Origin of the sequence: Mycobacterium kiyosense, assembly GCA_021654635.1 — a bacterium.
Classification (GTDB): domain Bacteria; phylum Actinomycetota; class Actinomycetes; order Mycobacteriales; family Mycobacteriaceae; genus Mycobacterium; species Mycobacterium kiyosense.
Genome location: AP025179.1, coordinates 4,313,794 through 4,335,572, shown reverse-complemented (window position 1 = coordinate 4,335,572; position 21,779 = coordinate 4,313,794). Strand labels below are relative to the sequence as shown.

Annotated in this window: 15 protein-coding genes, 1 tRNA gene and 4 pseudogenes; 13 read left to right on the top strand and 7 right to left on the bottom strand. The window is 68.0% G+C overall.

Annotation, left to right across the window (positions count from 1 at the left end; genetic code table 11):
• Positions 1–6 precede the first annotated feature (6 nt).
• The gene (mce, locus tag L6444_RS20335) at positions 7–465 is read right to left on the bottom strand and encodes a methylmalonyl-CoA epimerase (protein ID WP_236976826.1); all 459 of its coding nucleotides are present in this window, start codon (positions 463–465) and stop codon (positions 7–9) included.
• 81 nt (positions 466–546) lie between these two features.
• On the opposite strand from mce, the gene L6444_RS20330 reads away from it, so the two are divergent.
• Entirely contained in the window at positions 547–1,728 is a 1,182-nt protein-coding gene (locus L6444_RS20330; RefSeq protein WP_236976825.1) for an acetyl-CoA C-acetyltransferase, read from the top strand.
• A 168-nt stretch (positions 1,729–1,896) separates the two neighbouring features.
• Positions 1,897–2,832 carry a tetratricopeptide repeat protein gene (locus L6444_RS20325; protein WP_236976824.1) on the top strand — a complete coding sequence of 312 codons (936 nt, stop codon included), beginning with the start codon at positions 1,897–1,899 and terminating at the stop codon, positions 2,830–2,832.
• A gap of 7 nt (positions 2,833–2,839) precedes the next feature.
• Here L6444_RS20325 and glgB read toward each other — a convergent pair whose 3' ends face one another.
• Positions 2,840–5,035: a 1,4-alpha-glucan branching protein GlgB gene (glgB, locus tag L6444_RS20320; protein WP_236976823.1), complete on the bottom strand. Its 2,196-nt coding sequence runs from the start codon at positions 5,033–5,035 to the stop codon at positions 2,840–2,842.
• Positions 5,036–5,041: 6 nt separating this feature from the next.
• Positions 5,042–7,140: pseudogene (locus L6444_RS20315) on the bottom strand (alpha-1,4-glucan--maltose-1-phosphate maltosyltransferase).
• 273 nt (positions 7,141–7,413) lie between these two features.
• Between L6444_RS20315 and glgP the strand changes: the two are divergent.
• Positions 7,414–10,007, top strand: a pseudogene (gene glgP, locus L6444_RS20310) (alpha-glucan family phosphorylase).
• On the opposite strand, the gene L6444_RS20305 reads toward glgP, so the two are convergent.
• Complete coding sequence (locus L6444_RS20305; protein ID WP_236976822.1) at positions 10,004–11,974, bottom strand: ATP-dependent DNA helicase; 1,971 nt, start codon at positions 11,972–11,974, stop codon at positions 10,004–10,006. The pseudogene glgP and the gene L6444_RS20305 overlap by 4 nt on opposite strands.
• Positions 11,975–11,989: 15 nt before the next feature.
• Entirely contained in the window at positions 11,990–13,237 is a 1,248-nt protein-coding gene (locus L6444_RS20300) for a nicotinate phosphoribosyltransferase (protein WP_236984298.1), read from the bottom strand.
• 116 nt (positions 13,238–13,353) lie between these two features.
• Here L6444_RS20300 and clpS point away from each other — a divergent pair, with 116 nt between their 5' ends.
• The 8 genes and pseudogenes from clpS (at position 13,354) to rdgB (ending at position 19,261) form a co-directional block, all read left to right on the top strand.
• Positions 13,354–13,659, top strand: a complete 306-nt coding sequence (clpS, locus tag L6444_RS20295; protein ID WP_180914679.1) for an ATP-dependent Clp protease adapter ClpS — start codon at positions 13,354–13,356, stop codon at positions 13,657–13,659.
• Positions 13,660–13,684: 25 nt separating this feature from the next.
• A complete protein-coding gene (gene aosR, locus L6444_RS20290; RefSeq protein WP_236976821.1) occupies positions 13,685–14,266 on the top strand; it encodes an oxidative stress transcriptional regulator AosR in 582 nt (193 codons plus the stop codon).
• Positions 14,267–14,283: 17 nt separating this feature from the next.
• Positions 14,284–15,330, top strand: coding sequence for a P1 family peptidase (locus tag L6444_RS20285; protein ID WP_236976819.1), 1,047 nt, complete (start codon positions 14,284–14,286; stop codon positions 15,328–15,330).
• A gap of 100 nt (positions 15,331–15,430) precedes the next feature.
• Positions 15,431–16,089, top strand: a pseudogene (locus L6444_RS20280) (rhomboid family intramembrane serine protease).
• Between the two features lie 3 nt (positions 16,090–16,092).
• A complete protein-coding gene (gene murI / locus L6444_RS20275) occupies positions 16,093–16,923 on the top strand; it encodes a glutamate racemase (RefSeq protein WP_236976818.1) in 831 nt (276 codons plus the stop codon).
• Positions 16,924–16,993: 70 nt separating this feature from the next.
• Positions 16,994–17,771 (top strand): annotated as a pseudogene (locus L6444_RS20270) (cyclic nucleotide-degrading phosphodiesterase).
• An 87-nt stretch (positions 17,772–17,858) separates the two neighbouring features.
• The gene (gene rph / locus L6444_RS20265; RefSeq protein ID WP_236976817.1) at positions 17,859–18,638 is read left to right on the top strand and encodes a ribonuclease PH; all 780 of its coding nucleotides are present in this window, start codon (positions 17,859–17,861) and stop codon (positions 18,636–18,638) included.
• A complete protein-coding gene (gene rdgB / locus L6444_RS20260; protein WP_236984296.1) occupies positions 18,635–19,261 on the top strand; it encodes an RdgB/HAM1 family non-canonical purine NTP pyrophosphatase in 627 nt (208 codons plus the stop codon). Before rph ends, rdgB begins: the two co-directional genes overlap by 4 nt.
• On the opposite strand, the gene L6444_RS20255 is transcribed toward rdgB, so the two are convergent.
• Entirely contained in the window at positions 19,239–19,607 is a 369-nt protein-coding gene (locus L6444_RS20255) for a DUF3817 domain-containing protein (protein ID WP_370652925.1), read from the bottom strand. The two genes, rdgB and L6444_RS20255, sit on opposite strands and share 23 nt — an antisense overlap.
• Positions 19,604–19,987 carry a hypothetical protein gene (locus L6444_RS20250; RefSeq protein WP_236976816.1) on the bottom strand — a complete coding sequence of 128 codons (384 nt, stop codon included), beginning with the start codon at positions 19,985–19,987 and terminating at the stop codon, positions 19,604–19,606. Before L6444_RS20250 ends, L6444_RS20255 begins: the two co-directional genes overlap by 4 nt.
• Before the next feature lie 105 nt (positions 19,988–20,092).
• On the opposite strand from L6444_RS20250, the gene L6444_RS20245 reads away from it, so the two are divergent.
• A tRNA-Leu gene (locus L6444_RS20245) sits at positions 20,093–20,176 on the top strand.
• Positions 20,177–20,646: 470 nt separating this feature from the next.
• Complete coding sequence (locus L6444_RS20240) at positions 20,647–21,777, top strand: ferredoxin reductase (RefSeq protein WP_236976815.1); 1,131 nt, start codon at positions 20,647–20,649, stop codon at positions 21,775–21,777.
• Positions 21,778–21,779 lie beyond the last annotated feature (2 nt).

The following is a 21,779-nucleotide window of genomic DNA, read 5'->3' as shown; positions in this document are numbered from 1 at the left end:
CCTAGCTCAGCGAGGAGCCGGCTCGACCAGTTCGATCAACACCCCGCCGGCATCCTTGGGGTGGATGAAGTTGATCCGCGAGTTAGCCGTGCCGCGACGGGGGTTCTCGTAGACCAGCCGCACGCCCTGTTCGCGCAACTGCGCGCACATGGCGTCGAGGTCGCTGATCCGGCAGGCCAGCTGCTGGATGCCCGGTCCGCGCTTGTCGATGAACTTCGCGATCACCGAGTCCTCGTTGAGCGGAGCCATCAGCTGGATCTGCGCACTAGTGCCCGGCACCGCCAGCATGGCCTCGCGAATCCCCTGGTCGTCGTTGATCTCCTCGTGCACCAGGATCATGCCCAAGTGGTCGTTGTACCACTCGATCGAGGCATCGAGGTCGGCGACTGCGATGCCGACGTGATCGAGTCCAGTCACCAGGGAAGTAGCCAAACTGCGACGGGCGTCAACTTGATCGGTCGTCATCTCATAACGGTAACCTCATAGCGAAGAATCTGCTTCTCCGGGTTGGCACAATCGCCCGCTCTCATGCATGTAGGAGGTTTCATGACGACGTCGGTGATCGTTGCTGGGGCACGGACACCCATCGGCAAGTTGATGGGTTCGCTGAAGGATTTCAGCGCCAGCGATCTCGGTGGTATCGCGATCAAGGCGGCGCTGGAAAAAGCCAACGTGCCTGCATCTGCGGTCGAGTACGTGATCATGGGCCAGGTGCTGACCGCGGGTGCGGGGCAGATGCCGGCGCGGCAGTCCGCGATCGCGGCCGGTATCGGCTGGGACGTTCCAGCGCTGACGATCAACAAGATGTGCCTGTCCGGTATCGACGCCATCGCGCTGGCCGACCAGCCGATTCGGGCCGGCGAGTTCGACGTGGTGGTCGCCGGTGGGCAGGAGTCCATGACCAAGGCGCCGCACCTGCTGATGGACAGCCGATCGGGTTACAAGTACGGCGACGTCACCGTGCTCGACCATCTGGCTTACGACGGGCTGCACGACGTGTTCACCGATCAGCCGATGGGCGCGCTGACCGAACAGCGCAACGACGTCGACCAGTTCACCCGCCAGCAGCAGGACGAATACGCCGCCGCCTCGCACCAGAAGGCCGCCGCCGCGTGGAAGGACGGCGTCTTCGCCGACGAAGTCGTGCCGGTCAGCATTCCGCAGCGCAAGGGCGACCCGCTGCAGTTCAGCGAGGACGAAGGTATCCGCGCCAACACCACCGCCGACTCGCTGTCCGGCCTCAAACCTGCGTTTCGCAAGGACGGCACCATCACCGCGGGTTCGGCCTCGCAGATCTCCGACGGGGCGGCCGCCGTGGTGGTGATGAACAAGGAAAAGGCCCAGGAGCTGGGGCTGAGCTGGCTCGCCGAGATCGGTGCTCACGGTGTGGTGGCCGGGCCGGACTCCACTCTGCAGTCCCAGCCGGCCAACGCGATCAAGAAAGCGCTCGACCGGGAGGGCATCACCGTCGATCAGCTCGACGTCGTCGAGATCAACGAGGCCTTCGCGGCGGTGGCGCTGGCCTCCACCAGGGAGCTCGGGGTGAACCCGGAGATCGTCAACGTCAACGGTGGCGCGATCGCCGTCGGGCACCCGATCGGCATGTCGGGAGCGCGCATCACCTTGCACGTGGCGCTGGAGTTGGCGCGCCGCGGTTCGGGCTATGGCGTAGCGGCGCTGTGCGGCGCCGGCGGCCAGGGCGACGCGCTCGTTCTGCGGGCCCCGTAGCGATTCAGGGGGTGTGGCGCCGGAGTTTGCTGGCTGGCTCGGCGCGCGGCCGCCTCGCCGTATTTGTGAGATTGCTCATATCGATAAGTTACCGGCCGGTACCGGGCGGATACGCAGTCGGCGCCACCGGGTCGGCCGGGTCGAAAGCGGCGTGCCAAAATTGACGGCGTGACTCGTCCCCGTCCCTCGATCGGGCCGGCGTTGGCCGGTGCGGTCGACCTGTCCGGCCTCAAACAACGCGCTCAGCAGTCCACCGCGGCGTCGGGTTCCGCAGCGGGCAGTGGACCGGCGGGGCAACCGGGTGGACCCGACGCCGGGCAGATCATTCAGGTCACCGAGGCCAACTTCGAAGACGCGGTGATCAACCGCTCCGACGAGGTGCCGGTGGTGGTGCTGTTGTGGTCACCGCGCAGCGAGGTCTGTGTCGAGTTGCTCGAGACGCTGTCCGGGCTGGTCGCCGAGGACAACGGCAAGTGGGCGCTGGCAGCGGCCAATGTCGACGCCGCGCCGGGGCTGGCACGGGTATTCGGCGTGCAGGCAGTTCCGACCGTGGTGGCGTTGGCCGCGGCGCAACCCATTTCCAGCTTTCAGGGTGCACAGCCCGGCGATCAGCTGCGGCTCTGGATCGACAAGCTGCTCGAGGCGACCGAAGGAAAGCTCAGGGGTCCGTCCGGCTCCGGTGAGCCGGCGCAGGTCGACCCGACGGTGGCGCGGGCCCGCCAGGAACTCGAGGCCGGCGACTTCGAAGCGGCCAAAACGTCCTATCAGGAGGTCCTGGACGCCAACCCGGGCAACGTCGAAGCGCAGGCGGCAATCCGCCAGATCGACTTCCTCACCCGCGCAACGGCGCAACGCCCGGATGCGGTGCTGGTCGCCGACGCCGCGCCCGACGACATCGACGCGGCCTTCGCCGCCGCGGATCTCCAATTGTTGAACCAGGATGTCAGCGGCGCGTTCGACCGGCTGATTGCGTTGGTGCGTCGCACCGCCGGGGACGACCGGACCAAGGTGCGAACCCGCCTGATCGAGCTCTTCGAGCTTTTCGATCCCGCCGACCCGGAAGTCGTCGCCGGCCGCCGCAACCTTGCCAACGCGCTGTACTGAGCGTCTGCTACTCCGGTTCCAGCCACAGCGCGGACATCGGCGGCAACACCATCACCGCCGAGGCCGGACGGCCGTGCCAGGCGTCCTCGGTGGCGTCCACGCCGCCGAGATTGCCGATTCCCGAACCGTTGTAGACCGTGGCATCGGTGTTGAGCACCTCCCGCCAGCGGCCGGCTAGCGGCAGTCCAAGTCGGTAGTTGCTGTGCTCGGCGCCGGCGAAGTTGAACACACACGCCAGCACCGAGCCGTCGCTGCCGTACCGCAGGAAGCTCAGCACGTTGTTGGCCGAGTCGTTGGCGTCGATCCAGGAATAGCCCTCGGGGGTGTTGTCCTGACTCCACAGCGCCGGATGGCTGGAGTAGATGGCGTTGATGTCGCGCACCAGGCGCAGGGTTCCGTTGGAGAAGCCCTGTTCGTCGAGTTGCCACCAGTCCAGGCCGCGTTCCTCCGACCACTCGGCACGCTGGCCGAACTCCTGGCCCATGAACAGCAGTTGCTTGCCCGGATGTGCCCACTGATACGCGAGCAGACTGCGCAGCCCGGCCGCCTTGGCGTGGTTGTCACCGGGCATCCGGCTCCACAGCGTGCCCTTGCCGTGCACCACCTCGTCGTGGCTCAGCGGCAGCACGTAGTTCTCACTGAACGCATACAGCAGCGAGAACGTCATCTCATGGTGGTGGAAACTGCGGTAGATCGGGTCGCGGCTGACGTAGTCGAGCGTGTCGTGCATCCAGCCCATGTTCCATTTCATCGAAAAGCCAAGGCCGCCAAGGTTGGTCGGGCGCGTGACACCCGGCCAAGACGTAGACTCCTCGGCGATGGTGACGATGCCCGGCGCGGCCTTGTGTGCGGTGGCGTTCATCTCCTGCAGGAACTGCACCGCTTCCAGATTCTCCCGTCCGCCGTAGATGTTCGGCGTCCAACCGCCCTCCGGGCGGGAATAGTCCAGGTAGAGCATCGAGGCCACCGCGTCCACGCGCAGGCCGTCGACGTGGAACTGCTCGATCCAGTACAGCGCGTTGGCCACCAGGAAGTTACGCACCTCGGGGCGGCCGAAGTCGAATACGTAAGTGCCCCAGTCCAGCTGCTCTCCGCGGTTGGGATCGGAGTGCTCGTAGAGCGCGGTGCCGTCGAAGCGGCCCAGCGCCCAGGCGTCCTTCGGGAAATGCGCGGGCACCCAGTCGACGATGACGCCGATGCCGGCCTGGTGCAGTGCGTCGACGACGCTGCGGAATTCGTCGGGGGTGCCGAACCGGGACGAGGGCGCGTAGTACGACGTGACCTGGTACCCCCAGGATCCCCCGAACGGGTGCTCGGCCACGGGCAACAGCTCGACGTGGGTGAACCCTTGTTGGACAACGTATTCGGTGAGCTGCTCGGCGAGCTGCCGGTAGCTCAGCCCGGGCCGCCAGGAGCCGAGGTGCACCTCGAGGGTGCTCATCGGCTCGAACACCGGGTTGCGTTGCGCACGCTGCGCGATCCACTCGCCATCGCCCCAGGTGTACTGGCTGACCGTGACCCGCGATGCGGTCTGGGGTGGCACTTCGGTGCCGAAAGCCAGCGGGTCGGCGCGGTCGGTCACCACGCCGTCGGCGCCGTGCACCCGGAATTTGTAGAGACCTCCGACCGGGAAGTCGGGCCAGAACAGCTCCCACACACCCGAGGAGCCCAGCACCCGCATCGGCGCGTCGTTTCCGGTCCAGCCGTTGAATTCGCCGATCAGGCTGACGCCCTTGGCATTCGGAGCCCACACCGCAAACGACACCCCGGTCACCTCGCCGTCGGGGGTGGTGAACGAACGGGGATGCGCGCCGAGCACTTCCCAGAGTCGCTCGTGGCGGCCCTCGGCGAACAGGTGCAGGTCCACCTCGCCCAGCGTGGGCAGGAACCGGTAGGCGTCGGCGACGACGTGCGGGCCGGAGCCCTCGTAGGTCACCTCGAGCCGGTAGTCGATCAGGTCCACGAACGGCAACGCGACCGCGAACACTCCGGAATCGACGTGCTGCAACGGGAACCGGTCCTCGCCCACCAGCGCCACCACGCTGGCGGCGTGGGGGCGGAAGGCGCGTACCACGGTGTGGTCACCGTATTCATGAGCGCCCAAGATGCTGTGCGGGTTGTGGTGTACGCCGGAGACCAAGCGGCCCACCTCGGCGGGATCGGGCGCCAGATGTGTCGTGGCGAGTTGTTCAGTGCGGTTCATTTCCCCTCACCTCCTGCGCAGCAGCGCGACTCGGGCATCCTCGGGAACGATGGGCATGTTGACGACATGGGCCACGGCGCGGCCCGGGTCGATGCGGATGTAGTTGGCTTGTCCCCATTGATATTCCTCGCCGGTGATCTCGTCGCGCACCCAGAACCGGTCGTAGGGCTCCATGCCCAGCGCCGCCATGTCCAGATGCAGGGTTGATTCTTCGGGCCCGAATGCGTTGAGCGTCACCACCACCAGCACGCAGTCGCCGGTGGCCGGGTCGAACTTGCTGTAGGCCAGCAGGGCGTCGTTGTCCAGGTGATGGAAGGCGATGGTGCGCAGCTGCTGTAGTGCGGGATGTAATCGTCGGATCTCGTTGAGCCGGGTGATGAACGGCTCCAACGAATTTCCTTCGGCCAGCGCGCCCGCGAAGTCGCGGGGGCGCAGCTCATACTTCTCTGAGTCCAGGTACTCCTCGCTGCCCTCACGTACCGCCCGATGCTCGAACAGTTCGTAGCCCGAATACACCCCCCAGGCCGGGCTCATGGTCGCCGCCAGGACCGCCCGGATGGCGAACATGCCGGGACCGTTGTGCTGCAGGATCGCATGCAGGATGTCCGGGGTGTTGACGAACAGGTTGGGGGTGCGGAAGTCGGCGAGGCGAGCGATGTCGTTGCCGAACTCGGTCAGCTCCCACTTCGCGGTGCGCCAGGTGAAGTAGCTGTAGGACTGCGTGAATCCCAGTTTGGCCAGGCCGTACTGGCGCGCCGGCGGAGTGAAAGCCTCGGACAGGAACAGCACGTCGGGGTCGACGGACTTGACCTGGCCGATCAGCCAGGCCCAGAAGTCCGGTGGCTTGGTGTGCGGGTTGTCGACCCGAAAGAACTTGACGCCGTGGTCGATCCAGTGCCGCACCACGCGCAGCACCTCGTCGTAAAGACCGGCCGGATCGTTGTCGAAGTTCAGCGGATAGATGTCCTGGTATTTCTTCGGCGGGTTCTCCGCATAGGCGATGGTGCCGTCGGGGAGCTCGGTGAACCAGTTGCGGTGCGCACGCGCCCATGGGTGGTCCGGTGCACACTGCAGCGCCAGGTCCAGCGCGACTTCCATCCCCAATTCCCTTGCCGTGGAGACGAAATCATCGAAGTCGTCGAGGGTGCCCAGGCTGGGGTGTACCGCGTCGTGGCCGCCCTCGTCGCTGCCGATGGCCCACGGTGAGCCGACGTCTCCGGGCGCGGCGGTCGGGTTGTTGTTGCGTCCCTTGCGGTGCACCTTGCCGATCGGGTGGATCGGCGGCAGATAGACCACGTCGAAGCCCATGCCGGCGATCCGCGGTAGCGCCGCTGCGGCGGTGGCGAAAGTGCCGTGCACCGGGTTGCCGTCGGCGTCCCAGCCGCCGGTCGAGCGGGGGAAAAACTCGTACCAGGACCCGAAGCGCGCCGCCGGCCGGTCGACCCAGACGCCGAATTGCTCACCGCGGGTGACCAATTCCCGCAACGGGAACTCGTGCAGCAGCTCCTCGATCTCCGGGGCAAGTGCGAGCGCGGTGCGGGTCAGCGGGTCCCCGGGGGACCGCAAAGCGGCGGCCGCTTCCAGCAGTGGTTGGCGCTGCTGGCGCGGCATCCCCGCGGCGGCTCTGTCGAACAGCGTCGCACCCACCAGCAGGTCGTTGGAGAGCTCCTGCTCGCCTTGGCCCGCATCGAGTTTCGCGATCAAACCGTGCCGCCAGGTGTGAATGGGGTCGCCCCAGCCGTCGACCCGGTAGCTCCACAACCCAACCCGGTCAGGTGTGAACAGACCGTGAAAAACAATAGGGTTCCAGGCCCATCGTCATGGGCAGGTGCAGCGGCTTGACGCGCTCGTCGGCGGCTGCGGCGTCCGGCCTACCGGCCACCTCGCTTTCGGTGGCTTGCGCGGCCTTGATCCGGCGGACCTCGGTGACCTGCGGGTAACGCGTACCCAGGTACCGCACCACCAGTGTTGCCGCCACCGCTTCGTGTCCCTCGCGCCACACCGCGGCACGAACCGGGATCACCTCACCGACGACAGCTTTTTGCGGGATAAGTACCGCACGAGACGACGGGCTGGACGTCGTCGATCTCGATACGACCGGGCACCCAATCACTCCAATCCGATTCTCCGGCTCCTGCTCGGTCCGCGGGTGCGGACCGCATCGTCGCGGGAGGGTTCTTGGACGTTCTCACCCGCGGAAACCGCAGCGTTCCTCGTCGGGGTTTTGCACAGGTCTTGATTCCTCAGGCCGGTCTGCTCGCCTCCTTGCGCCCATACCCACCCTAGTGGCCGGCTACACCGAAGGTGGCGCAGCCGACTGCCCGAATCGCGGTGGCCGAAGGCTGCAAGCTGGGAAAACCTCAGTAAGGTTGAAATGCGTGAAAGCCCTCCGTCGCTTTACCGTGCGTGCCCACCTTCCACAACGCCTCGCCGCGCTGGACCAGCTGTCGACCAACCTGCGCTGGTCGTGGGAAAAACCGACGCAGGACCTGTTCGCCACCATCGATCCCGAGCTGTGGAACAAATGCGGCAAGGACCCGGTGGCCGTGCTCGGCGCAGTGAAGCCGGCGCGGCTCGACGAACTGGCGACCGACGAGGAGTTTCTGCGCAGGCTCGACGAACTCGCCGCCGACTTGAACGACTATTTGAACCGCCCGCTGTGGTATCAGCAGCAACAGTCTGCCGGCGCCGACCTGCCCACCGGCATCGCCTACTTCTCGATGGAGTTCGGTGTCGCCGAGGTGTTGCCCAACTATTCCGGTGGTCTCGGAATCCTCGCCGGAGACCATCTGAAATCGGCGTCGGACCTGGGGCTGCCGCTGATCGCGGTGGGCCTGTACTACCGCTCCGGATATTTCCGGCAGTCCCTGACCGCCGACGGTTGGCAGCACGAGACCTACCCCTCGCTGGACCCGCAGGGGCTGCCGTTGCGGTTGCTCACCGACGCCGACGGCAGCCCGGCGCTCGTGGAGTTGGCGTTGCCGGACTCCATGCGGCTGCGGGCGCGGATCTGGGTCGCGCAGGTCGGGCGCATCCCGTTGCTGCTGCTGGACTCCGATGTCCCGGAGAACGAGCACGAGCTGCGCACCGTCACCGACCGGTTGTACGGCGGCGACCAGGAGCACCGGATGGTGCAGGAACTGCTGGCCGGTATCGGCGGGGTGCGGGCGATCCGTGCCTTCACCGCCATCGAGGGGCGCCCCGGCCCCGAGGTGTTCCACATGAACGAGGGCCACGCCGGATTCCTCGGCGTGGAGCGTGTCCGCGAACTGACGGAAGGTGGACTGGACTTCGACACCGCCCTGACCGTGGTGCGGTCGGCCACCGTCTTCACCACCCACACCCCGGTTCCGGCCGGCATCGACCGGTTCCCCGCGGAGCTGGTGCAGCGCTACTTCGACGATGCCGGCGACCAGGTGTCCACGCTGCTGCCCGGCGTGCCGACGGCGCGGGTGCTGGCCTTGGGCGCCGAGGACGACCCGACCAAGTTCAACATGGCGCACATGGGTCTGCGGCTGGCGCAGCGGGCCAACGGAGTCTCGTTGTTGCACGGCCGGGTCAGCCGGGTCATGTTCAACGAGTTGTGGCCCGGCTTCGACCCTGCGGAAGTCCCGATCGGATCGATCACCAACGGCGTTCATGCGCGCACCTGGGGGCCGCTCCGCAGTGGCTGGAGTTGGGGCGCGAGCTGGCCGGGTCGGACTCGTTCGGCGAGCCTGCCGTGTGGCTGCGGCTGCAGCAGGTCGACCCGGGGCACCTGTGGTGGATCCGATCCCAGTTGCGCGCGCTGCTGGTTCAGGACGTCCGGCTGCGGCTGCGCCAGTCCTGGTTGGAACGCGGCGCATCGGAAGCCGAATTAACTTGGATATCAACAGCATTCGATCCCGATGTGCTCACCGTGGGGTTCGCCCGGCGGGTTCCGACGTACAAGCGGCTGACCCTGATGTTGCGCGACCCGGCTCGGCTGGAACGGCTGCTGCTCGATGAGCAGCGGCCGGTGCAGCTGATCGTCGCCGGTAAGTCGCACCCCGCCGACGACGGCGGCAAGGCGCTGATCCAGCAGGTGGTGCGGTTCGCCGACCGCCCCGAGGTGCGGCACCGGATCGCCTTCCTGCCCAATTACGACATGTCGATGGCGCGGCTGCTCTACTGGGGCTGCGACGTCTGGCTGAACAACCCGTTGCGGCCGTTGGAGGCCTGCGGAACGTCGGGGATGAAGAGCGCGTTGAACGGCGGGTTGAACCTCTCCATCCGAGACGGCTGGTGGGACGAGTGGTACGACGGCGAGAACGGCTGGGAGATCCCTTCGGCGGACGGCGTGGCCGACGAGAACCGGCGCGACGACCTGGAGGCCACCGCCCTCTACAAGCTGTTGGAGGAGGCGGTGGCGCCCAAGTTCTACGAGCGCGACGAGCACGGGACGCCACCGCGCTGGATCGAGATGGTGCGGCACACGCTGCAGACCCTGGGGCCCAAGGTGCTGGCCTCCCGGATGGTCACCGACTACGTCGAGCAGTACTACACGCCGGCCGCGAGGTCGCTGCGGCAGATCGTCGCGGCTCACGAGGGTGGCGCCCGATTCGATGCCGCCCGGGAACTGGCCGCCTACCGGCGTCGCGCCGAAGAGGCCTGGCCGAAGATCGACATCACCGATGTGGACAGCACCGGACTGCCGGACACCCCGCTGCTGGGATCGAAGCTGACGCTGACCGCCACCATGCACCTGGCCGGCCTGTCGCCCGACGAGGTGACCGTGCAGGCGGTGTTGGGCCGGGTCGACGCGGCCGACGAGTTGCAGGATCCGTTCACCGTCGAGATGACGTACACCGGCAGCGCCGAGGGGGGCTACCAGGTGTTCTCGACGACGACACCGCTGCCGCTGGCCGGGTCGCTGGGCTACACGGTGCGGGTGCTGCCGCGCCATCCGATGCTCGCCGACAGCAGCGAACTCGGGCTGGTCACCCTGGCTTAGCTCTGTGCCAGCCGGGCCAGCGCCGCCCGGACCTGCGCGCCATTCGTGGTCTGCCAGAACGGCGGCAGCGTGGCGCGCAGGTAGTCGCCGTAACGGGCGGTGGCCAGGCGTGAGTCCAACACCGCGACCACCCCGCGATCGGTCACCCGGCGCAGCAGCCGGCCCGATCCCTGCGCCAGCAGCAGCGCCGCATGGCTGGCGGCGACGGCCATGAAGCCGTTGCCGCCGCGGGCGGCGACCGCGCGCTGGCGGGCACTGAGCAACGGGTCGTCGGGCCGCGGAAACGGGATGCGGTCGATCAGCACCAACGACAGCGACGGCCCCGGGACGTCGACGCCTTGCCACAGCGACAGCGTGCCGAACAGGGAGGTCTCCGGCTCGGCGCTGAACTGCTCGACCAACGCGGAGGTGCTGTCGTCGCCCTGGCACAGCACCGGGGTGGACAGTCGGTCGCGCATCGCCTCGGCGGTGGCCCGCGCCGCGCGCATCGAGGAGAACAGGCCCAACGTGCGACCGCCGGCCGCGGTGATCAGTTCGGCGATCTCGGTGAGCTGCTCGGCCGACCCGACACCGTCGCGGCCCGGTGGCGGCAGATGGGCGGCGATGTAGAAGATCCCGGACTTGGCGTGCTCGAACGGAGACCCCACGTCCAGCCCGCACCAGGCGCGGTCCGAACCCTGAAGGCCCCAGGCCTGGGCCATCGCGTCGAAGGTCCCGCCCACCGTCAGCGTCGCCGAGGTCAACACCGTCGTCGACCGGGCGAACACCTGCGTGGCCAGCAGCCCGGCCACCGACAGCGGAGCCACCCGCAGCACCGCACGTGGGGTCCCGCGGTTGTCTTCGTGGTCGAGCCAGACGATGTCGGTGCGGTCCGGGATGGCCGGCCCGAACGACTCGAGGATCCGCGCGGCCGTGTCGGCGATCTCGATCAGCGTCGCGGCCGCCTCCGCCCGCGCGGCCGCGGCCCGCGTGTCGCTGGTGCCCTCGATCGCCGAGCGAGCCGCGTTGGCAGCGTCCCGGAGCGCGGCGAGGTAGGTGGCGAGCTCGTCGTCGAGGTAGTCGATGCGCCCGGCCTGAGCGTCGTGGATGGCCGAGGAGAAGGTCGTCGATGCCGCTTCCAGACGCTGGACCAGCTCCGGCTTCACCAATCTGGTGATGCGCCGCGCCGCCACCCCCAACGACGCGGCCGTCAACTCCGCGGTGGCCACCGACGTCACCCGATCGGCCAACTCGTGCGCTTCGTCGACGACCAGGAGTTCGTGTTCGGGCAGCACCGCGGAGTCGGACACCGCGTCGATGGCCAGCAGCGCGTGATTGGTGACGACGATATCGGCGCCGCCGGCCCGCGCCCGCGCCCTTTCCGAGAAGCACTCGCTGCCGTACGGGCAGCGGGCCACCCCGATGCATTCGCGTGCCGACACGCTGACCTGTGACCAGGATCGTTCCGGCACACCGGGTTTGAGGTCGTCACGATCCCCGGTTTCGGTGCTCGACGCCCACTCGGTGAGGCGTTGCACGTCGCGACCCAGGGCGCTGGCCGCCATCGGGTTGAATAGTTCCTCTTGCGGCGGCTCGTCCGGGTCGTCGGTGACGGCGCCGTGAATCTTGTTCAGGCACAGATAGTTTCGTCGCCCTTTGAGCAACGCGAAGGTGGGCCGGCGAGGCAGTGCGTCAGCCAGCGAGTCGGCCAGGCGGGGCAGGTCGCGGTCGACGAGCTGGCGCTGCAGGGCGATCGTCGCCGTCGACACCACCACCGGTGCGTCGTCGTTGACCGCGCGCACGATCGAGGGAACCAGGTACGCCAACGACTTGCCGGTGCCGGTGCCGGCCTGCACCACCAGGTGTTGGCGGGTTTCGAAGGCCCGGGCGACCGCGTGGGCCATCTGCTGCTGGCCGCTGCGCTCGCTGCCGCCGAGCGCGGCGACCGCCTTGCCAAGCAGCGCCCTGACGGATTCAGCCTCGGACACCAGCTGCCCCTTCGGTCAGGTAGGGATGGTCTGCGTCGGGATCGCCGGTTCGCCGGGGGACAAGCTCAGCCCCTCCCACGGCAGGCTGCGTAACCCCGCCGCCACCAGTTCCCGTGCCGCGGACAGATCGGTCTGGAAGACGGCGCGCCCGGCGCGCACCAAGGGCGTCGTCAACACGCGGTGCGGCTCGGTGACGTCCGGCGGGCGGGCGGCGGGGTGCACGACCTCCTCGGTGACGGTGCCGGTCGGCCGGGCCAGCCGCAGCGCCGCTTTTCGGCCACCGCGGGACTGCTTCTGGCTGCTGCGTTTCTGCACCGGGATGCCGTCCACCTCGACGAGTTTGTAGACCATGCTCGCCGTCGGTGCGCCCGACCCGGCGACCAGAGACGTGCCGACGCCGTAGCGGTCGACCGGCGCGGCGGCCAGCCCGGCGATGGAGAACTCGTCGAGGTCACCGGTCAGCACGATGCGGGTGTGTCTGGCGCCCAGCTCGTCGAGCTGGGTACGCACCTGGTGGGCCAGCGCCTCGAGGTCGCCGGAGTCGATGCGGACCGCACCCAGCTCCGGGCCGGCGGCGGCGATCGCGTTGGCGACCCCCGTCGTCACGTCGTAGGTGTCCACCAGCAGCGTGGTGCCTGGGCCCAGCGCGGCGACCTGTGCCCGGAAGGCGGCCAATTCCTCGGTGCCGCTCTGCTGGGTGTGCACCATGGTGAAGGCGTGCGCGGCGGTGCCCACCGTGGGCACCCCGTACAACCGTTGGGCCTCCAGGTTCGACGTGCCGGCGAAGCCGGCGATGTAGGCGGCCCGCGCCGCGGCGACCGCGGCACGCTCGTGGGTGCGGCGGGTGCCCATTTCGATGACCGGACGGCCGCGGGCGGCGCTGACCATGCGCGCGGCCGCCGAAGCGATCGCGGTGTCGTGATTGAAGATCGACAGCACCAGCGTTTCCAGCAGCACGCACTCGGCGAAGCTGCCGTGCACCGACAGGACCGGGGAGTTGGGGAAGTACAGCTCGCCCTCGGCGTAACCGTCGATGTCGCCACCGAACCGGAAGTTGCGCAGATAATCCACCGTGTCGGGATCGAGGAATTCGGCCACCAGATCGCATGCGGCGTCGTCGAACCTGAACTGCGGCAACAGCTCCAGCAGCCGGCCGGTGCCGGCGACCACCCCGTACCGCCGGCCGGCGGGCAGCCGGCGCGCGAACACCTCCCAGCTGGTCTGTCGCTGCGCGGTGCCGTCGCGCAGGGCCGCCGCCAGCATGGTCAACTCGTATTTGTCGGTCAACAACCCAGCTGATGCAATGTCATTCACGGCGCATTCACCTCGCCAACGGTATCGGCTGACTGCGACGGTGCGCTCTCGGTATCCTTACCCCCATGGTGGTAGCGAAAGCGCCGGCCAAGCCGGGCAGTACGGGGCAGCGCGAATCCGCTCCGGTCGACGCTACGACGAGTCCGTGGGTGACGATCGTCTGGGACGACCCGGTCAACCTGATGACTTACGTGACCTACGTGTTCCAGAAATTGTTCGGCTACAGCGAGCCGCAGGCCACCAAGCTGATGCTGCAGGTGCACAACGAAGGCAAGGCCGTGGTGTCCTCGGGCAGTCGGGAGTCGATGGAGGTCGACGTGTCCAAACTGCATGCCGCCGGGTTGTGGGCGACGATGCAGCAGGACAAATGAGATCCGCGGGTAGCCGGTAGTCATAGTGCGCAAATGGAAGCGCGTCGAGACCCGTAACGGTCCCCGTTTTCGGTCGTCGCTGGCCCCGCACGAAGCGGCCCTGCTGCAGAACCTGGTCGGTGCGATGGTCGGCCTGCTGGACGAGCGGCAGTCATCCTCGCCGTCGGACGAACTCGAAGAGATCACCGGCATCAAGACCGGGCACTCGCAGCGCCCGGCCGACCCGACGCTGGGCCGGCTGCTGCCGGACTTCTATCGCCGGCGTGAGGGGGATCCGCTGGACCTCGACGCCTCCGAGACGCTCAACTCGGCACTGCGCAGTCTGCACGAGCCCGACATCATCGACGCCAAACGTGCTGCGGCGCAGCAGTTGTTGGATACGGTGCCGCAGAACGGCGGCCGGTTCGAATTGACCGAGGACGCGGCCAACGCCTGGATTTCGGCGGTCAACGACCTGCGCCTGACGTTGGGCGTGATGCTCGAGGTCGGGCCGAACGGGCCCGAACGCCTGCCGGCCGACCACCCGCTGGCCGCGCACTTCGACGTCTACCAATGGCTGACGGTGCTGCAGGAGTATCTGGTGCTGGTGCTGATGGGCCACCGGTAACCCCGGTGGCGGGCCCGATGAACTCGCTCACCGACGTCGGCGGAATCCGCGTCGGCCATTACCACCGGCTGGACCCCGACGCGTTCCTCGGCGGCGGCTGGGCCTGTGGCACCACGGTGGTGTTGACGCCGCCCGGGACCGTGGGTGCCGTCGACTGCCGCGGCGGCGCGCCCGGCACCCGGGAGACCGACCTGCTCGACCCGATCAACAGCGTCCGCTACGTGGACGCGGTGGTGCTGTCCGGCGGCAGCGCCTACGGATTGGCCGCCGCCGACGGCGTGATGCGCTGGCTGGAGGAACACCAGCGCGGGGTGGCGATGGGCGGCGGTGTGGTGCCGATCGTGCCGGCCGCGGTGGTGTTCGACCTGCCGGTCGGGGCCTGGGATTGTCGGCCGACCGCCGAATTCGGTTATGCCGCATGCCAAGCCGCCGATACAGCCGGCGACGCGGCGCCCGTCCCGCTGGGCATCGCCGGGGCCGGCGTGGGTGCGCGTGCCGGGGTGCTCAAGGGCGGCGTGGGAACCGCGTCTCGCACGCTGCCGTCCGGAGTGACTGTCGGCGCGCTGGCCATTGTGAACGCCGCCGGTGACGCCGTCGACCGGGCTACCGGCCTGCCGTGGATGGCGGAACTGATCGGCGAGTTCGCGCTGACGCCACCGCCGCACGACCAGGTCGCGGCGCTGGCGGAACTGCCGTCGCCGCTGAGCCAGCTGAACACGACCATCGCCGTCGTGGCCACCGACGCGGTGCTGAGCCCGGCGGCCTGCCGCAGGGTGGCGGTCGCCGCGCACGACGGTCTGGCGCGCACCCTGCGTCCGGCGCACACGCCGCTGGACGGTGACACCGTCTTCGCGCTGGCGACGGGCGCAATCGAGGTGCCGCCGTCACCCAATACCCCCGCCGCGTTGTCGCCGGAAACGGCCGTGATCACCGCGGTTGGTGCCGCCGCGGCCGACTGCCTGGCGCGGGCGGTGGTGTCCGGGGTGATCGCCGCCGAGTCGGTGGCCGGGATACCGGCTTACCGTGACGTGGTGCCGGGCGCGTTCGCCAAGCACACCGGTTAGCGTGCTGGTGATCCGCGTCCACCTGGTCGAGGCGATGCGCCGCCGATCGCGGTTGCGCCGGTAGCCTGGTCGATGCGGGGGACGCGCTGGAAGGGCAGCTATGGGCAGAAGCGGGTCGCGCCCGCCGGCGGCGCAGGACAAGAAGCCGGCCTGGGTTATCGGGGCAACGACGATCGGCACGTTCGTCGCGCTCCTCTACCTCGTCGAATTGATCGACCAACTCACCGGGGGGCCGGCTGGATCGCAACGGCATCAGGCCGCAGACCACCGACGGCTTGTGGGGCATCCTGTTCGCGCCGCTGCTGCACGCGAACTGGGGGCACCTGATCGCCAACACCGTGCCGGTGCTGGTGCTGGGCTTTCTGATGACGCTGGCCGGATTGTCCCGATTCGTCTGGGCCACCGCGATCATCTGGATCCTGGGTGGCTTCGGCACCTGGCTGATCGGCGATATGGGCAGCAGCTGCCGTCCGACCGACCACATCGGAGCCTCCGGCCTGATCTTCGGCTGGCTGGCGTTCCTGCTGGTGTTCGGGATCTTCGTGCGCAAGCTGTGGAACATCGTCATCGGGCTGGCGGTGCTGTTCGTGTACGGCGGTGTGCTGCTGGGCGCACTGCCGGTGCTCGGGGGTGTGTGGCGGCGTGTCCTGGCAGGGGCACCTGTGCGGCGCACTGGCCGGAGTGGTGGCGGCGTATCTGCTGTCATCGCCGGAACGCAAAGCCCGGGAACGGAAGCGGTCCATCCGTGCTTCCCGTTGAGCCATGAGTACGCCGCTGTCGCCGGTCGGGATATTCGACTCCGGCGTGGGCGGCTTGACGGTCGCGCGGGCGATCATCGACCAGTTGCCGGATGAGGAGATCATCTACGTCGGCGACACCGGCAATGGTCCGTATGGTCCGCTGACCATCCCGCAGATCCGTGCCCACGCGCTGGCCATCGGTGACGACCTGGTCGGCCGCGGGGTGAAGGTCCTGGTGATCGCCTGCAACTCGGCCTCGGCCGCCTGCCTGCGGGATGCGCGGGAACGTTACGACGTGCCCGTCGTCGAGGTGATCCTGCCGGCGGTGCGCCGCGCGGTGGCCGCCACCCGCAATGGGCGGATCGGGGTGATCGGCACCCGGGCCACCATCACCTCACACGCCTACCAGGATGCGTTCGCTGCGGCCCGCGACACCGAGATCACCGCGGTGGCCTGCCCGCGGTTCGTCGACTTCGTCGAGCGGGGCGTCACCAGCGGTCGTCAGGTACTCGGCCTGGCCGAGGGTTACCTGGAGCCGCTGCAACGCGCCGAAGTGGACACGCTGGTGCTGGGCTGCACGCACTACCCGCTGTTGTCCGGGTTGATCCAACTGGTGATGGGGGACGAGGTCACACTCGTCTCCAGTGCCGAGGAGACGGCCAAGCAGGTGCTGCGCGTTCTCACCGAACGGGAACTGCTGCGGCCCCACCCGGTCGAATCCGACGGCGCAGCCCCGCCGTCACGGGTGTTCGAGGCCACCGGCGACCCGGAGGCGTTCACCCGGCTGGCGGCCCGGTTCCTGGGTCCCGCCGTGACGGGCGTCGAACCCGTTCGTCATACACGTGTCCACTAGGAATGCCGATGATTCCGACCTCAAAATGCGGCGATGTTTTCCCCATCGTGGTAGCGGGCATGGCACAGTGGTGTCCGTGCGACTAACCGTGCTCGGATGCTCCGGTAGCGTCGTGGGCCCGGACTCGCCCGCGTCGGGTTACCTGCTTCGGGCGCCGGACACGCCGCCGCTTGTCATCGATTTCGGCGGGGGCGTGCTCGGAGCGTTGCAGCGCCACGCCGACCCGGGCTCGGTGCACGTGCTGCTGTCGCATCTACATGCCGATCACTGTCTGGATCTGCCGGGACTGTTCGTCTGGCGCCGGTACCACCCGACGTCGCGGCCCAGTGGCAAGGCGTTGCTCTACGGGCCCAGCGACACCTGGTCCCGGATGGGGGCGGCGTCGTCGCCCTACGGTGGCGAAATCGATGACTGCTCGGACATTTTCGACGTTCGCCACTGGGTTGACGGCGAAGCGGTGACGATCGGCGCGCTGACCATTGTGCCCCCGGGTGGTCGCGCATCCCACCGAGTCGTTCGGTCTGCGCTTCACCGACCCCACCGGGGCGTCGCTGGTGTACAGCGGCGACACCGGCGCGTGCGAACAATTGGTCGAGCTCGCCCGCGGCGCCGACGCCTTCCTGTGCGAGGCGTCCTGGACGCATTCGCCGAAACATCCGCCGGCGCTGCATCTTTCCGGCACCGAGGCCGGCCGGGCCGCGGCTCAGGCGGGAGTGCGCGAGTTGCTGCTGACCCACATTCCGCCGTGGACGTCGCGGGAGGACGTGATCAGCGAGGCCAAGGCCGAGTTCGAGGGTCCGGTGCACGCAGTGGTGCCCGGTGAGACGTTCGAGGTCCGCAACTCCTAGTCCGCCGCGGATGTGACCGGCTGCCAACATCGTGCCGAAATCCCGCGCCGCCGATGCGCTCGCGGTGCGACCGATAGGGTAGGCGTCGTGTCAAAACGAGAAGACGGCCGCCTCGACGACGAGCTACGTCCAGTGGTCATCACCCGGGGTTTCACCGAGAATCCAGCGGGTTCGGTGTTGATCGAATTCGGCCGCACCAAGGTACTGTGCACCGCCAGCGTCACCGAAGGCGTGCCCCGTTGGCGTAAGGGATCGGGCCTGGGTTGGCTGACCGCCGAGTACGCGATGCTGCCGTCGGCCACCCACACCCGGTCGGACCGTGAGTCGGTGAAGGGCCGGCCCAGTGGCCGCACCCAGGAGATCAGCCGGTTGGTCGGTCGCTCGTTGCGGGCGTGTATCGATCTCGGGGCGCTGGGGGAGAACACCATCGCCGTCGACTGCGATGTGTTGCAGGCGGATGGCGGCACCCGGACCGCCGCCATCACCGGCGCGTACGTGGCGCTGGCCGACGCGGTGACCTACCTGTCCGCACTGGGCAAGCTGTCCGATCCCCGACCGTTGTCGTGCGCCATCGCCGCGATCAGTGTCGGGGTGGTCGACGGTCGGGTCCGCGCCGACCTGCCCTACGAGGAGGACTCGCGCGCCGAGGTCGACATGAACGTCGTCGCGACCGACACCGGGACGCTGGTCGAGGTGCAGGGCACCGGCGAAGGTGCGACGTTTCCGCGGTCGACTTTGGACAAGTTGCTCGACGTGGCGCTGGCGGGTTGCGACAAGCTGTTCGCCGCCCAGCGCGAGGCGCTGGCGCTGCCCTACCCGGGTGAGCTGCCCGAGCGCAAGCCGCAACCGAAGGCGTTCGGAAGCTGAGCCGGTTACTCGTGGCCAGCCGTAACCGCAAGAAGCTGGCCGAGTTGCAGCGGGTGTTGGACGCTGCGGGGTTGTCCGGGATGACGTTGGTGTCCTTGGACGACGTCGAGCCGTTCGACGAGGCCCCCGAGACCGGCGCGACGTTCGAGGACAACGCGTTGGCCAAGGCGCGCGACGCATTCGCCGCGACCGGGTTGCCGAGCGTCGCCGACGATTCCGGGTTGGAAGTGGCCGCGTTGAACGGGATGCCCGGGGTGTTGTCGGCACGCTGGTCGGGCCGGCACGGCGACGATGCGGCCAACACGGCTCTGCTGCTGGCGCAACTTCGCGACGTGCCCGACGGGCGCCGCGGCGCCGCGTTCGTCTCGGCGTGCGCGCTGGTCTCTCCCACGGACGAGGTGGTGGTGCGCGGGGAGTGGACCGGCGCCATCGGCCGGGAGCCGCGCGGCGACGGCGGCTTCGGCTACGACCCGGTATTTCTTCCCGATGACGCCGGCGGCCGGACCGCGGCCGAGCTCAGTCCGGCCGAGAAGGACACGGTCTCGCACCGCGGGCGGGCGCTGCAGCTGCTGCTGCCGGCCCTGCGGGCGCTGTCGACGGCTAGACGGGGAACTGCGCTTTGACGGCGCGGGTCTGTCGCTGCTCGACCAGGATGCCCAGCAGCGGGATGGTGCCGGCCAGCAGCACACCGACGGTCTTGCCGATCGGCCAGCGGACTTTGATCGCCAGATTGAATGCGGCCAGCATGTAGATGAAGTAGACCCAGCCGTGCACCACCTCGATCCAGCGGATCTCGCGGTGGAAGACCAGGTGCGAGACGATCTCCCCGCACAGCGCGATCAGCCAGATACCCGTCACCCACGCCATCACCCGGTACGCGAGCAACGCGGTGCGGATCTTCTCGACGGGGAATACCGAGGCGCCGCGCTCGACGCCCGTCGCTTCGGGGGGTGTCTCGGATGTACTCATGCGGTGGTCCTGTTCTGTTTCTCGGCGTCGTGCTGGGCGAGCTCGGCCAGGTAAGCGTTGTACTCGCGCAGAGCCGGGTCATCGGTCTGTTCTGCTGCGGGTTGCGGCCGCTCCGGTAACAGCCCGGCCGGTATCTCGGTGACGGTGCCGCTGGGCTGCGGCGGTGCTTGCTCGTATCGGACGAATTTCCGGTAGGCGTAGACGCAGAACGCGGCGAACATCGGCCACTGCAGCGCGTATCCGAGGTTCTGGTAGCTGCCCGACACGGACTGGAACCGCGTCCACTGCCACCAGCCCAGTGCCAGGCAGCCGCATGCCGCGGCGATCACCAAGGCGATCGCCGCGAGCCGGTGGTGCCGGGTGTTGGCCTGCTTGGACACCCCATGACGGTACCGCGGTGGCGGTCATGGCTGGTGCCGGACGAACCCACCGAGTCGCGCGCGGCCGACGGATCCGCCGCGTGCGGCGGTAGGATCGCTGAGCGCGCGGGCGTGATGAAATTGGCATACATGCCGGCTTTAGGTGCCGGTGCTCGAGAGAGCGTGTGGGTTCGAGTCCCACCGCCCGCACCGGTGAGCATCGGCGCTGGCGCTTTGAAGCCGTAGGGTGAGCGCATGGGCAGTTGGAGCGTCTGGTCGGTCACCTGCTTTTTCTGCGAACGAAATGTGCCGTTATGGCAGTCGCGGCGGACGCCGCAAGGCAACTTCTACGGACCCTGTTGCGCCGAGCTGGGGCAGCAGGGACGCAAGCCTCGCCGCCTGTTCGAGCGTTGGCGCTGAGCCCGCACTCGGCGGTCCCGGGTGTGCACCGACCCTCCTGACTGAACACGTGCCCGCTGGCTGTTCTCGTATTCGGCTATCGCCGCAGGGTGCCGAGCTGACCCGGGTGGTATCGGGGGCCGGCCGCGAGGCTGGTGCCCGAGTTTGGGCGAACAAGTGTTTAGCGAACCGGAGGCCTGGGAAGCCGTTAGGGACCGCGCATTCAAGCCTCTCGCGCGGCGTACCCGATCCGAGCCCGATCCAACATTGGAAGAAGAACTATGAGTTCGACTCTTCGCAGCCTCACCCGGTGGAGCTCGGCTCCCGCCAAAGGCGTCGAGACGGCATCGAAACCCTGGGTCAACATTCCCCGGGGCCTGGCCGCCCGGGCCACCACCCCGTTGCTTCCCGACGACTATCTCAAGCTGCTCAATCCGCTCTGGTCGGCGCGGGAGCTGCGCGGGCGCGTCGTGGACGTCAAATCGGAAACCTCCGATTCGGCGACGGTCACGATCAAACCTGGCTGGGGTTTCTCCGGCAAGTACGACCCGGGACAGTACGTCGGCATCGGGCTGCGGGTGGACGGGCGCTGGCACTGGCGCTCCTACTCGCTGACGTCAGTTCCCAAGCGCGACAACAAGAACATCACCATCACCGTCAAGGCCACCCCCGAAGGCTTTCTGTCGACGCACCTGGTCAAAGGTGTGAAACCGGGAACCATCGTGCGATTGGCAAGTCCGAAAGGCGATTTCGCGCTGCCCGATCCGCCGCCGGAGAAGATCCTGTTCATCACCGCCGGCAGCGGTATCACCCCGGTGATGGCGATGTTGCGCACCCTGAATTCCCGCGGACAACAAGCCGACGTGGTGCACATCCATTCCGCACCGACCATCGACGACGTCATCTTCTGTGACGAATTGCGGGAATTGGAGAAGAAGCAAGAGGGCTACCGGCTGCACCTGCAGCTCACCGAGAGTCAGGGACATTTGGAGTTCGGGGACCTCAATGACATCGTGGCCGACTGGCAGGAACGTCCGGCGTGGGTGTGCGGGCCGCCGGCGTTGCTGGACGAGGCCGAGAAATGCTGGAAAGAAGCAGATCTCGACGATCAGCTACATATGGAGCGGTTCACCATCGCCGCCACCGACAAGGGCGGTGAAGGCGGCACCGTAACCTTCGCGATCTCCGACAAGACGCTGGAGATCGACGGTGCCACAACGCTTTTGGAAGCCGGTGAAGAAGCCGGAATCCAGATGCCGTTCGGCTGCCGGATGGGTATCTGCCAATCCTGTGTGCTCCCGTTGGAGGCGGGTCACGTGCGCGACATCCGGTCGGGAATCGAGCACCGCGAAGGTGACCGCATCCAGACCTGCATCTCCACCGCCTCCGGCGACTGCACGCTCAAGATCTAGGA

Coding starts and splice junctions, on each gene's coding strand:
- mce (WP_236976826.1), bottom strand. CDS start 465: ATGACGACCGATCAAGTTGACGCCCGTCGCAGTTTGGCTACTTCCCTG.
- L6444_RS20330 (WP_236976825.1), top strand. CDS start 547: ATGACGACGTCGGTGATCGTTGCTGGGGCACGGACACCCATCGGCAAG.
- glgB (WP_236976823.1), bottom strand. CDS start 5,035: ATGAACCGCACTGAACAACTCGCCACGACACATCTGGCGCCCGATCCC.
- L6444_RS20300 (WP_236984298.1), bottom strand. CDS start 13,237: ATGCTGGCGGCGGCCCTGCGCGACGGCACCGCGCAGCGACAGACCAGC.
- clpS (WP_180914679.1), top strand. CDS start 13,354: ATGGTGGTAGCGAAAGCGCCGGCCAAGCCGGGCAGTACGGGGCAGCGC.
- L6444_RS20285 (WP_236976819.1), top strand. CDS start 14,284: ATGAACTCGCTCACCGACGTCGGCGGAATCCGCGTCGGCCATTACCAC.
- murI (WP_236976818.1), top strand. CDS start 16,093: ATGAGTACGCCGCTGTCGCCGGTCGGGATATTCGACTCCGGCGTGGGC.
- L6444_RS20255 (WP_370652925.1), bottom strand. CDS start 19,607: ATGAGTACATCCGAGACACCCCCCGAAGCGACGGGCGTCGAGCGCGGC.
- L6444_RS20240 (WP_236976815.1), top strand. CDS start 20,647: ATGAGTTCGACTCTTCGCAGCCTCACCCGGTGGAGCTCGGCTCCCGCC.